Annotated in this window: 10 protein-coding genes; 5 read left to right on the plus strand and 5 right to left on the minus strand. The window is 46.3% G+C overall.

Annotated features, from left to right (window positions below):
* Position 1: 1 nt before the first annotated feature.
* From GFS24_RS02940 to GFS24_RS02955, 4 genes are all read right to left on the minus strand, one after another.
* Positions 2 to 1,018: a 6-bladed beta-propeller gene (locus tag GFS24_RS02940; protein ID WP_253906389.1), complete on the minus strand. Its 1,017-nt coding sequence runs from the start codon at positions 1,016 to 1,018 to the stop codon at positions 2 to 4.
* The gene (locus tag GFS24_RS02945) at positions 1,018 to 2,469 is read right to left on the minus strand and encodes a DUF1501 domain-containing protein (RefSeq protein ID WP_153658076.1); all 1,452 of its coding nucleotides are present in this window, start codon (positions 2,467 to 2,469) and stop codon (positions 1,018 to 1,020) included. The genes GFS24_RS02940 and GFS24_RS02945 overlap by 1 nt, the downstream gene beginning before the upstream one ends.
* A 3-nt stretch (positions 2,470 to 2,472) precedes the next feature.
* Entirely contained in the window at positions 2,473 to 4,785 is a 2,313-nt protein-coding gene (locus GFS24_RS02950; RefSeq protein WP_153658077.1) for a PSD1 and planctomycete cytochrome C domain-containing protein, read from the minus strand.
* Positions 4,786 to 5,252: 467 nt separating this feature from the next.
* Positions 5,253 to 5,408 (minus strand): hypothetical protein, encoded by a 156-nt coding sequence (locus tag GFS24_RS02955; RefSeq protein ID WP_153658078.1) that lies wholly within the window; start codon positions 5,406 to 5,408, stop codon positions 5,253 to 5,255.
* A gap of 370 nt (positions 5,409 to 5,778) precedes the next feature.
* Here GFS24_RS02955 and GFS24_RS02960 point away from each other — a divergent pair, with 370 nt between their 5' ends.
* The 5 genes from GFS24_RS02960 to GFS24_RS02980 all read left to right on the plus strand — a co-directional run bounded on the left by GFS24_RS02960 (position 5,779) and on the right by GFS24_RS02980 (position 11,929).
* On the plus strand, positions 5,779 to 7,680 hold the full coding sequence (locus tag GFS24_RS02960) for a DNA topoisomerase IV subunit B (RefSeq protein WP_153658079.1): 1,902 nt from the start codon (positions 5,779 to 5,781) through the stop codon (positions 7,678 to 7,680).
* A gap of 11 nt (positions 7,681 to 7,691) precedes the next feature.
* Positions 7,692 to 8,537: a DUF1835 domain-containing protein gene (locus GFS24_RS02965; RefSeq protein WP_153658080.1), complete on the plus strand. Its 846-nt coding sequence runs from the start codon at positions 7,692 to 7,694 to the stop codon at positions 8,535 to 8,537.
* Between the two features lie 5 nt (positions 8,538 to 8,542).
* Positions 8,543 to 8,956: a hypothetical protein gene (locus tag GFS24_RS02970; RefSeq protein ID WP_153658081.1), complete on the plus strand. Its 414-nt coding sequence runs from the start codon at positions 8,543 to 8,545 to the stop codon at positions 8,954 to 8,956.
* Positions 8,957 to 8,980: 24 nt separating this feature from the next.
* Positions 8,981 to 11,518 (plus strand): DNA gyrase/topoisomerase IV subunit A, encoded by a 2,538-nt coding sequence (locus tag GFS24_RS02975; RefSeq protein WP_153658082.1) that lies wholly within the window; start codon positions 8,981 to 8,983, stop codon positions 11,516 to 11,518.
* 84 nt (positions 11,519 to 11,602) lie between these two features.
* Complete coding sequence (locus GFS24_RS02980; protein ID WP_153658083.1) at positions 11,603 to 11,929, plus strand: helix-turn-helix transcriptional regulator; 327 nt, start codon at positions 11,603 to 11,605, stop codon at positions 11,927 to 11,929.
* Positions 11,930 to 12,018: 89 nt separating this feature from the next.
* Here the strand turns inward: GFS24_RS02980 and GFS24_RS02985 are convergent, their stop codons facing one another.
* A complete protein-coding gene (locus GFS24_RS02985) occupies positions 12,019 to 13,008 on the minus strand; it encodes a hypothetical protein (protein ID WP_153658084.1) in 990 nt (329 codons plus the stop codon).
* Between the last annotated feature and the right edge of the window lie 16 nt (positions 13,009 to 13,024).

Consider the following 13,024-nt stretch of genomic DNA (forward strand, 5'->3'; position numbering starts at 1 on the left):
GCTAAACGCGTTTGAATTTATAGGGATATACCTTCCCGGAAGCCCATTGCGCTACATAGATATTTTCTTCATCATCCACGCATACATCATGCGGATTTGCAAAGATCGGTTCTGCCTGCAACATCGGTTGCAGTTTATCATCTTTATATTCAGGAGCAGTGCCCCCGATATTCGATACTACTTTATTGTTCTTGTCGAGGATGGTCACAAAGCCAGTGTTCGCTTTACTCAGATCAGGAGAGCGGAGCACCGCAGCATATAAATGATCTCCTTTGATCACCGGGCGGCATACGCATGCACCGGGAAGTGGGATGATCTCCATCAGTTCTCCCGCCATGCTGAACCGTTTAAAGCAATTACGCGTACGGTCTGTAACCAGGAGGGTAGGTGTGCCATTACGTTTGTCTATTGTAATGCCATGTGCATTATCGAGGTTCTTATCTTCTTTCCCCTTGCCGCCAAAGAAGTTTTGCAGTTTTCCTTCAGCGTTATAATGCAGGATGTATTGTGATCCGTAACCATCAGCAATGTAGAAATCACCATCGTCTGTTACCGTGGTTTCTGTGGGTACAAAAGCTTTTGCTTCTTTGTACACGCCACTTTCTTCCGGGAAGTTGATGGTCATTAATATTTTACCATCCAGGGTAGTTTTAAATACCTGGTGTTTATCCGTATCCGTTATATACAGATGATCATGCGCCAGCGTTAAACCATGCGCACCGGGGAATTCATGGCCCCAGCTGTTGAGCAGTTTGCCGGACTTGTTATAGATGAGGATGTTGTTCTTTGTTTCATTGGTGAGCAGGATGATACGTCCTTTTTTATCCTGCACCATTTCATGGCAATCCTTTACCGGGTGTTTGGAAGGGTCCAGGTTGCCCCATTTATTATCCATGCGGTAGCGCATGTTGTTATGGCCATACACAGCGCCATTATCTTTCGCAAACAGATCCTTTGTGATGTAAAAACTACCGGCTATTAACGCGGATGCCTGAATGAAATTTCTTCTGTCCATCATTATGCAATAAGATTGGGAATAACGGTACCAGCTACATCCGTAAGACGATAGCGGCGGCCAAGGTGTTTATAGATTAGTTTCTCATGATCCAGCCCCAGGAGGTTCATCACCGTAGCCTGGAAGTCGTGCACATGCACCGGATCTTTTATAATGTTATAACCGAATTCATCTGTTTCTCCATATACACCCGGTTTCACACCACCGCCTGCCATCCATACAGAGAAGCAGCGGGGATGATGATCACGGCCGTAATTCTCTGCCGTCATCTTACCCTGGCTGTAATTCGTTCTGCCAAATTCACCACCCCAGATCACCAGCGTTTCATCTAAGAGACCACGTTGTTTGAGATCTGTGATCAATGCAGCAGAAGCCTGGTCCACATCCTTTGCCTGGCCTGCCATTTCATTAGGCAGGTTACCATGCTGATCCCAACCCTGGTGATACAGCTGTACAAAGCGCACCCCATTCTCAGAGAGTTTGCGCGCCAGTAAACAGTTGGATGCAAAGGTGCCGGGAACAAGGCAATTAGGACCGTATAGTTTGATGATATCATCCGGTTCTTTGGAAAGATCGGTGATCTCCGGCACCGCTGTTTGCATGCGGTAAGCCATTTCGTATTGCTGGATCTTGGTATTGATCTCGGGATCACCAAATTCGCTGTAAGAGAGATTGTTCAGTTCAGCCAGTTTATCCAGCATCTTGCGGCGGCCTGTGGAATCCATACCGGCAGGATCATTCAGGTATAATACAGGGCTTTCGCCGCTGCTGAATTGCACCCCCTGGTGAATACTATCCAGGAATCCGTTTGTCCAGAGTTTGGAATATACACCCTGACCATTTCCTTTTCCCCTGGACAGCAATACACAGAATGCAGGGAGGTTTTTATTCTCACTGCCTAAACCATAGCTGAGCCATGCGCCCATACTCGGGCGGTTGCCTTGCTGTGCACCGGTTTGGAAGAAGGTCAATGCAGGATCATGATTGATGGCTTCTGTATGCATGGAACGGATGATGCAAATATCATCCACCACTTTTGCCGTGTAAGGGAAGAGGTCGCTGACCCATGCCCTGGACTGCCCGTATTGTTTAAAATCATAGAAAGAACCTACCAGCGGAAAAGAAGCCTGACCCGCGGTCATGCCCGTAAGGCGTTGCCCGTTGCGGATAGAAGCAGGTAGTTCCTGCCCCATCATCTGGCGGAGCATAGGTTTGTAATCGAAAGATTCCAGCTGGGAAGGAGCGCCGTTCTGAAAGAGGTAGATCACTCTTTTGGCTTTAGGTGCAAAATGCGGAATGCCGGGAGGGAATCCCATTTCTTCTGCACCGCTGCCACTCAGCAGGTCTGGTATCAACAGCGAGCCCAATGCCACACTTCCCAATCCCAGGCTTAAACGGGAGAGGAATTTCCGGCGGTTCATATTTAACCCGTGTTCTAAAAGTTCTTTGTCCATATATCAGGATTTAGAGAGGGTTTCTTCAAGATTATAAATAGTGGTCACCACTTGCATCAATGCCGCCAGTACCGGTTTGTTTGCTTTCTCCGGCAAGGGGGTTTCTCCCACGTTCAGGAGCTTAGCCGCTTCCGTAGGTTTGCCCCGGTAGTGTTGTTGCTGATCTTTATAATAATCACGCAGTAGTGTCAGTTCCTTTTCACTTGGCTTGCGGCATACGATCATGCGGAATGCTTTCTCCACCGGATCACTTTTATCCAGCAATAATTTAGCTGCCAATACCCTTGATGCTTCCAGCACCTGGGGATCGTTCAGCATCACCAATGCCTGTAAAGGTGTATTGGTATTAGAACGTTTCACTTCACACTGATCCCGGTTGCTGCCATCAAAGATCATTAAAGAAGGAGGAGGCACGGTGCGTTTAATGAACGTATACAATCCTCTGCGGTAGAGGCTTTCGCCATGGTCCTGCTGGTATCTTGCCAAAAGCCCGCGGCCTGATGTGGCCAGTTCCCACAAGCCCTTGGGCTGATAAGGTTTCACGCTGGGGCCGCCGATCTTTTTCGTGAGCAGGCCGCTGCTGCTTAATACAAGATCACGTACCAGCTCTGCCTGTAAACGGTAACGTGGTGCGCGGGACAACCATATATTATCAGGGTCTGCCTGTAATTTTTCTTTCGGTACGATCGCAGACTGACGATAAGTAGCAGAAGTAACGATCTGCCGCATCAGGCGTTTGATATCCCATCCATGATCACGGAAATCTACCGCCAGCCAGTCTAACAGCTGAGGGTGGGAGGGAAGTTCTCCCTGCATCCCAAAGTCGCCGGATGTTTTAACAATGCCTTTGCCGAATACTTCCTGCCACATGCGGTTCACAAATACCCTGGCCGCCAGTGGGTTCTTCGGACTGAACAACCAGTTCGCCAGGCCAAGCCTGTTTGGTGTTACATTATCAAAAGAGAGAATAGACTTTGGCGTGCCCGGCACAACTTCCGTTCCATGCGCATCATATACACCACGGTTAAGGATATACGTTTTCCGCACGGTAGTATCCTGATCTCCCATTACAGAAACGATCAGGCGGTTGGTATCCGGTTTGTTGATAAAGGATAACACATTCTTCACCTCTTCATTGGAGATCTCCATCAAAGGTTTCTTGGCGAATGTTTCCGGTCCGCCCACTACAGATTCCAGCCCTACTTCTTTTACATTATTAAAGAAGGCATACAGCTGATAATATTCCTTTTGAGAAAAAGGATCGTATTTATGATCATGGCAGTGCGCGCATTCCATGGTAACACCCAGGAAAGCTTTGGCGAATGAATTCGTACGGTCTGTTACATATTCCACACGATATTCTTCCTGTATCACCCCACCTTCTTCCGTGATCTTGTGATTACGGTTGAAGCCGGTGGCCAGTAATTGCTCGCGGGTAGCGCCGGGCATCAGGTCTCCGGCCAGCTGCCAGCTCACAAACTGGTTGTAAGGCATGTTCTTATTAAAGGCATAGATCACCCAATCCCTCCAGGGCCATTGGCTGCGGTAGTTATCATCCTGGTAACCATGGGAGTCTGCAAAGCGGGATACATCCATCCAGTGCAGCGCCATTTTTTCTCCATACTGGGGCATGGCCAGCAGGGTATCCACCATCTTTTCATAAGCATTTGGACTGTTATCCGCCATAAAACGGTCCATCATCTCAATAGTAGGGGGCAGGCCTGTTATATCCAGGCAGGCGCGTTTTAACAGCCTTTCTTTATCAGCTTCCACGTTAGGTTTTAACCCAGCGTTTTCCATGGCTACTAAAACGAATTTGTCAATATCATTCTTAGGCCATTTTTCATCGTCCACTACCGGTGGTTTTACCGGTTGCGGCGGTACAAAGGCCCAGTGTGGTTTATATTTTGCGCCTTGTTTGATCCATTTTTCAATCAGGTCTATCTCATGCTCCGTGAGTGCCAGGTTGGAATTTACCGGTGGCATTTTCAGCGAGGTATCCTGGGAGGTGATACGTTTGTACACTTCAGACTGATGTGGTTTGCCGGGAACAAATGCAAAAGCACCCGGCGTTTCCTTGAGGGCTTTAAAGGCACTGTCTCCGATATCCAGTCGCAGTCCCGCTTCCCGCTTATTGGCGTCAGGGCCATGGCAGGTAAAACACTTGTCTGAGAGGATCGGCCTGATGTGGAAATTGTAGTCTACTTCGTCCGGTAGTTTGCTTGTCTGCGCGCCTTTGTTTGCACCTGGCTGATTGCAGGCGAAGTAAGCTAGTAAACAGATTGCCGCAAGAGCAGCACGTGATGGTTGTCTCATGAAAGTGGAATATGTATGGCCGTTTATAATACATAGCGAATTAAGTACTATAAGACGGGCAATTAAATACTAATGCTGTTCACTGTAGAAGTCAATACCAGATTGTGTTTAGGCAAGATAATTGTTTCTTTGGTAGGATGCAAACGGAAGAGGGGATAATCCATCAAAATAATAAGATAATACAGCCAAAAAAAGGAAAGATCCGCCTCATGGAGACGGATCTTTCCTTTTAAACTTTTCCTGTCACAGGGTAATGCCAGGGGCGCCCGTGTATTCCTAGTGGGCAGACCGCACGCGGACAACGCGTACTCTACGTAAATAAGTGCGCGTAAAATGTGCCATCAACACCATGGAGGCAATGCACAGACATGCCAGTTTGAATAGTAAGCCGGTTTTCATAGGTATAGGGATTTATAGATCAATGATCCAATAAGTAAAAGAATTCATGTTTAAATTGGAAATTACGCTCAGCGCATCATTTGCCAGGAGTCGAACTTTTGCATCAGGCGGATGCACACATCTTTTAAACGAAACATGCTCTGTTGTTCTTGTTTAATTAATACAGTAACGATTAGTGCAATGATCAAAACAGATAGTACGACGGCAAAGAAAAATGTTTTCATAGTTATAAGGTTTTTCTGTTTTCAATTGAGCCGGATGTAAATATAGAGAATTTAATCATATAAAATAATAAACGAATAGAAATTTCTGATATTTAGTGCCTGGGGTATGTAATTAATAAAATATGCAATTATTCGTAACATGTTATATCACGAAAGTGGGATTTATTTTGCTTGCTGGCAGGTTGAATTGTGAATATGCATGTTCAAGCATTTCATTTACAATAATATAGGTATAGTGTATAAAATCTACTTGGGATATTGTTCTAATCCTTTATTTTTGCCAACGACCGGGTTTTGCTAAAAGAATTAGTAATGGGCCAGGACGATTCCTTCCCAACGGTTTCAACATCAAGCGATTAATTGAAAGACTATGGCAGAAGATAATAAGTTAAATGCCTATACGGAAGACTCCATCCGCTCGCTGGACTGGCGGGAACATATCCGCCTCCGCCCCGGAATGTACATCGGGAAGCTGGGGGATGGCAGCAGCATGGACGATGGGATCTACATCCTGATCAAGGAAACAGTGGATAACTGTATTGACGAGCACATGATGGGTTTCGGCAAACAGATAGAGATCAAGGTGTCCGAACACAGCGTTACCGTGCGGGACTTTGGCCGGGGTATTCCCCTGGGTAAGGTAGTGGATGTGGTGAGTAAGATCAATACCGGTGCTAAATACGACAGTAAGGCCTTCCAGAAATCAGTGGGATTGAACGGTGTGGGTACCAAAGCGGTGAATGCGCTTTCCAGCTACTTTAAAGTAACCTCCGTAAGAGAAGGCCGGGTAAAAGTGGCGGAATTTGAAAGAGGGGTATTATTAAAGGAACATAAAGAAGCAGCTACCACGGAACCTAATGGAACGCTGGTAACCTTTACACCAGACGATACCGTATTTAAGAACTATCAATATATACCGGACTTCCTGGAGAACCAGATCTGGAACTACTGTTTCCTGAACGCGGGGCTTACCATTAGCTTTAACGGCCAGAAGTATATTTCCAAAAACGGTTTGCTGGACCTCCTGCAAAGGAAAACCACCGCAGAAGACCTGCGTTACCCCATCATCCACCTGAAAGGAGAAGATATTGAGGTAGCCATCACCCACGAAAACTCCTACGGGGAAGAATATTATTCCTTCGTAAACGGCCAGCATACCACCCAGGGCGGTACACACCTAGCTGCTTTCCGGGAAGCATTTGTGAAAACCGTGAGGGATTTCTTCAAGAAAGATTACGATGCTACAGATATCCGCGCCTCCATTTGTGCAGCTATTGCTGTAAGGGTACAGGAGCCGGTGTTTGAAAGTCAGACCAAAACCAAACTGGGCTCTATCACCGTTACAGAAGGCGGACAGTCCATGAAAGCCTTTGTGCTGGAATTCTTATCCAAACAACTGGATGATTACCTGCATAAGAATTCTTCCGTAGCAGATGCGCTGAAGAAACGGATTGAACAAAGTGAAAGAGAAAGAAAGGAACTGGCCGGTATCAAGAAACTGGCGAATGAAAGAGCGAAGAAAGCAAACCTCCATAATAAGAAACTGCGCGATTGCCGCGTTCACATGAACGAGGAATACACCGGCAAAGGAAAGGATGATATGGCTACCCGCCAGCGGGAAACCACCCTGTTCATTACGGAAGGTGATTCTGCGAGCGGTTCCATCACCAAATCCCGCAATGTGGAAACACAGGCGGTATTCAGCTTAAGAGGTAAACCCCTCAACTGTTACGGTCTTACTAAAAAGATCGTGTATGAGAACGAGGAATTTAACCTCCTGCAACACGCACTGAATATTGAAGACGGACTGGAAGGCCTGCGTTATAATAATATCGTACTGGCTACCGATGCCGATGTGGATGGTATGCACATTCGCCTGCTGATGCTCACCTTCTTCCTGCAATTTTTCCCGGACCTGGTGAAGAACGGACATATCTACATCCTGGAAACACCACTTTTCAGGGTACGTAACAAACAGGAAACTATCTATTGTTATAGTGAAGAGGAAAAACAGAAGGCCGTGAAGAAACTGGGCAACAAACCGGAGATCACACGATTCAAAGGATTGGGAGAGATCTCTCCGGATGAGTTCGGCCAGTTTATTGGAGACAGTATGCGGAAAGAACCCATCATTCCCGCCAAGGAAATGACCGTGGCCAAGATGCTGGAATATTACATGGGTAAGAATACACAACAACGCCAGGATTTTATCATCGGCAATTTAAGAAGTGAAAAAGATCTGGCAGACGCAGACGCAGTGCCGGTGAGTTAAGAAATAAAAGTATGATACTACATATTGTATTCGGGCAATCATCTGAAGCTAACCTCAAAGCGGCTTTTGAACTGGACCCTGCTTTAGCAGGAGAAATATTGTGTTTTGAAGACGACCTCGCCGTAGGCCCGTTATTCATCCTGGACACACCGGAAGGCAGAACTGCCCGCCGGGAGTGGTGGAACAACATGCTGGATATTCCCGCCATTGTTCCTGCAGAAGGAGAAGAAGTGCCCGCACCGGAAGATCCCGTGAGATCGCTGAAAGGAAGGCTGAGAGAAGAAGAGGAGCTGGAAGTTTGGATCTGGGCCGGGCAAAATGCCTGTGATGTGTCCGGGTATTTCTGGCTGATCAGTCAACTGGATCGTTTCTCCGGACGTATAAACCTCGTTTATCTCAATAATCTTCCTTTCCTGAATGAGAAGAACGGCGTATTTTATCCTACCCATCTCAGCCAGATCCTGCCAAAGGAATTCATCAAAGCCAAAAAACTGGCCCGCGAAGTATCACTGGCGGAATTTGAACTGGATGGAGATGAATGGCACCGGCTGATGAATGAGAACGCAGGCATCCGTTTGCTGGAAGGTGGAAAGAAACTCCGTGGAGAACCTGCCAGCTTTTTTGATAAAGACCTGGTGTTGGCCACTGGCAAAGAATTCCAGAAAGCGAATAAAGTGATCGTACAGGTAACCGGGAAGTTCAAATACCCGGTGATGGATCAGTTCCTTTCCTGGCGTATAAAAGAATTGATCAAAGAAGGGAAGATAGAAAGCAAAGGTGAATTGAAAACGATGCGTGACTTTGAAATAAAATTACCCGGCGGCAGTAGCGAAGCAACTCCCGCTGAAAACGCATAAAACCTATGGCACAGATCACCATTTCCCCTTTAGTATTAATAGGCTCAGATGACAGAGGCCAGGGCTACGAATGGCAGACATTCCGCACCGGTACTTTCATCCTCTGTTACCGCAATGCCGGTTCCAGCAGTGGCCAGCATTATCATGAAGGGCACAGTGATTACAAGAACCCGGAGATCATGTACCTGCTCAGCGGAAAAGTGAACCTGCACTGGTGCCCGATGGACGAAAGTGAATTGCGTACAGAGATCATCGAAGCGCCGGCAAGGATAGAGATAGCCATCCAGATCTGGCATGAGCTGGAAGCCATCACGGATTGTTCTTTCATAGAACTGAATACGCTGGAAGATGTGAAGCGGGATTCCGTAAGGATCTGGAGAGCAGATTTCCTGGCGGGCAGAAGAACGGCATCATTATAATTAAGAAAGTTTTTAAAGGATCATATGAGTAACACAATCGAATCACCGGAAGAATCACTGCATGGCAGAGAGCACGTAGATGACAAGTATAAAGGCTGGTTCCTGGACTATGCATCCTACGTTATCCTGGAACGCGCTGTGCCGGGGGTAGAAGATGGTTTTAAACCTGTACAACGCCGGATCATGCATGCCATGAAGGAAATGGATGACGGGCGTTTTAACAAGGTAGCTAACGTGATCGGGCAAACGATGCAGTATCACCCCCATGGTGATGCTTCCATCACAGATGCCATGGTAAACCTGGGGCAGAAAGAACTCCTGATAGAAACCCAGGGTAATTGGGGAGATATCCGCACAGGCGATGATGCCGCTGCCGCGCGTTACATTGAGGCCCGCCTCTCTAAATTTGCGCTGGATGTAGCTTTCAACGCTAAAACCACCTCATGGCAGCTCAGCTATGATGGCAGAAAGAACGAACCGCTGCACCTGCCCATGAAATTCCCGCTGCTGCTGGCACAAGGCGCAGAAGGTATTGCCGTAGGTTTGAGCACCAAGATCCTGCCGCATAACTTTAATGAACTCATAGACGCTTCCATCAAATACCTTAGAGGCAGAAAGTTTGAATTATACCCGGATTTCTTAACCGGTGGCATGGTAGACGTTGCCAACTATAATGACGGCAAGAGAGGAGGTAAAGTACGCGTAAGAGCACATATTGAAGAGAAAGACAAAAAAACCCTGCTGATCAAAGACGTGCCCTATGGCGTTACCACTTCGGCCCTGATGGAATCCATCGTAAAGGCCAACGACAATGGTAAGATCAAGATCAAAAAGGTAGTAGATAATACAGCGAAAGATGTAGAGATAGAAGTGCAGCTGGCACCCGGTATCTCTCCGGACATCACCATCGATGCACTTTATGCATTCACGGATTGCGAAGTATCCATTTCCCCGAATGCCTGCGTGATCATTGATGAAAAGCCCCGCTTCATCACCGCATCCGAACTCCTGAAGTATGCCACAGATTATACCAAAGAACTGCTGAAGCGGGAACTGGAGATCAAACTGGCAGAGCTGGAAGAGAAATGGCATTATACCTCGCTGGAAAAGATCTTCTTCGAGAAAGGGATCTACAAGGAACTGGAACAAAAGCACAAGGACTGGGAAGCCGTTCTGGTAGCTATTGATAAAGGTTTCGCGCCCTACAAGAAGAACCTCAAACGCGAGATTGCCCGGGAAGATATCCTCAAACTAACGGAGAAGCCCGTACGCAGGATCTATCGCCTGGATATCAATGAACTCACCGAACAGATCAAGGGCATTGAAGCAGAGATCAAAGAAGTAAAAAACAACCTCGCCAACCTCACAGACTATGCCGTTCATTATTATGAAGGCTTACTGAAGAAATACGGCAAAGGTCGCGAACGCAAAACAGAGATCAAGACATTCGATACCATCCAGGTACAGCAGGTAGCCATTGCCAATACCAAGATCTACGTGAACCGTGCAGATGGCTTCATCGGTACTTCCTTAAAGAAGGATGAATTCGTAGCAGATTGTTCTGACCTGGATAACATCATCGTATTCCGCAGGGATGGTAAGATGCTGGTAACAAAGGTGGCAGATAAAACCTTTGTAGGCAAGGATATCATTCACATAGACGTATTCCGCAAAGGAGACGAACGGATGACCTATAATATGATCTACGTGGATAATAAAACAGGCTATAGCTTAGCCAAACGTTTTAATGTAACCGGGATCACGCGCGATAAGGAATACGATCTCACCAAAGGAGAGAAGAATTCCAAAGTGCATTATTTCACTGCCAATCCAAATGGAGAAGCGGAAGTAGTAACCGTACGCCTCAGTCCTAACTGTGCCGCTAAAAAGAAGGAATTTGATTTCTATTTCGAAACCATTCCCATCAAAGGCCGCAGTTCCATGGGTAACGTAGTGACGAAGTACCCGATCAAGAGCGTGAAGTTCAAAGAGAAAGGCGTTTCTACTTTATCCGGTATCAAGATCTGGTATGATGATGCAGTAGGCAGGCTTAACACAGAACAGCGTGGAGTATATGTAGGCAGCTTTGAAGGAGACGATAAGATCCTGGTGTTCTATAAGAACGGTACATACGAACTCACCAACTATGAGATCACCAACCGTTACGAATCCAACGATGCTGTGTATATAGAGAAGTTCAATCCGGAGAAAGTGGTTACTGCCGTTTATTTTGACGCGGATAAGAAGCAGTACAATGCCAAACGTTTCATGATCGAAACGCTGACATTAAATAACAAGTTCCTCTTTATCAAAGAAGGGGCTAATAATCACCTGGAGCTGGTCACCACACAGGCAGAACCAATTGTGCTGCTGAGAACAGGCAAGAAACGTGATCCGGAGGAAGAAGAGATCTCACTGCATGAAACCTTAGAGGTAACCGGCTGGAAAACAGTAGGTACCAAGATTGCCGGGGATGATTTTGTAGATGTAGAATTGCTGGTAGAAGAGGAGGAAGAAGTGCCACCAGAAGATGAAGGCAACGTACAAGGAGAGTTGTTTTAAAGAGATCTATCAAACTGATCATACAATACCGGGCTTCACGTCCGGTATTTTTTTTGTACTTTTGTAACCAAACGGTTTCTAAAGATGAGAAGAGATGTATTCCAGGCGATCGCAGATCCTACCCGCAGAGAGATCATCAGCCTGTTGGCCAATCAATCCCTTAACCTGAATGCGGTAGCGGAGAATTTCGATATTAGCCGTCCGGCAATATCCAAGCATATCCGTATCCTCACAGAGTGTGGCCTGGTAACCATTAAACAGCAGGGGAGGGAGCGTTTCTGCCATGCAGAGTTGCAAAAGTTGAAACAAGTATCAGAATGGGCAGATAAATACCGCGTTTTCTGGACGAAGAAATTAGATGCGCTGGAGGAATTCCTGGAAAAGGAACAAAGTAAAAAGAAACGGAAGTAGCTGAAGAGTGCGACGCAACGGCTGTTGAATAAAGAACAAAAGACGGCTACAAAAGTGTTTTATTTTTTAAGGAAAGAACATTGTACACCCTATCCCTTCTTCTTTTTCTTCGCCTTCTTAGCCGCTTCTTCCGCAGCCTTGGCAGCCTCTTCTTCCTGAATTTCAAAATCCATTTTAGGCTTTACAAAATCAGACCTTTTCTTATCAACAGGCTCACCAACAGGGTATTTATTCAACTGCAACGCATCATGGAAAACCTTCTCCACATGCACCCATTTCCCCGCCTTCCATCTAAAACCTTCATAATCCAGATCAGGAATATAAGTGTATTTCTTCAGCGGCTCATTGGTTTCAGAAATAAGGTGATCAAGGATGATCATATCCATTTCCTTATCGTAGTTCATAGCAGCAACCGCCTCCCGCTTATATTCAATGATGAAACGATTCTTCCCCGGCTTAGGCACCGTATCCTCCGCAAAACTGAAGAAAGGCCCGCCAAACACCGGCTCTCCATTTTTGAACGTGAGCATTTCAATCACTTTCTTCTGACTGGTCTGTGAATTAGCATCCCAGCCAAACAACGTATAAAATTCCGAGTTAAAATAATGCCGTTGCACCATGGCGTAATACAGGCAACCTATCCAGCCCCTGTTATTGGTAACCGTATCCGTGTTCTTCGAGAAATCAGAATTATCGAACAGCGGAAAGAGCTTGACAGAACCATCTTTCGTATTCATCTGTATCACCCCGAAATGCCGGAAAGTACTGTTATCACTTTCCAGCGGCCAGGTAAAGATGCGGAAAGTGCTGTCCTGCGGATATACTTTCGCCACTGTTTTTAAGGAATCGAAAGGGTAGTAGAAGGAGTATTTCGTTTTGAGGGCATTCACCAGCTGCGGAATGAAATAATCATTACGTGCTTCGCGCACACTTTCTTCCTTCCCGTTGATAACATCATAGCTGATAACACGCAGTGAATCCTGCAGATTATCCAGCGTAGCCTTATCCGCCGGAGAGAGGCGTTGTGCCACCGCAGAAAAAGAGAAGAAACAAAGCAGTATGACAAAAAGATGTTTCATAGTAAGGTATAACTTA

The organism is Chitinophaga sp. SYP-B3965 (assembly GCF_009647655.1).
In the GTDB taxonomy this organism is placed as follows: domain Bacteria; phylum Bacteroidota; class Bacteroidia; order Chitinophagales; family Chitinophagaceae; genus Chitinophaga.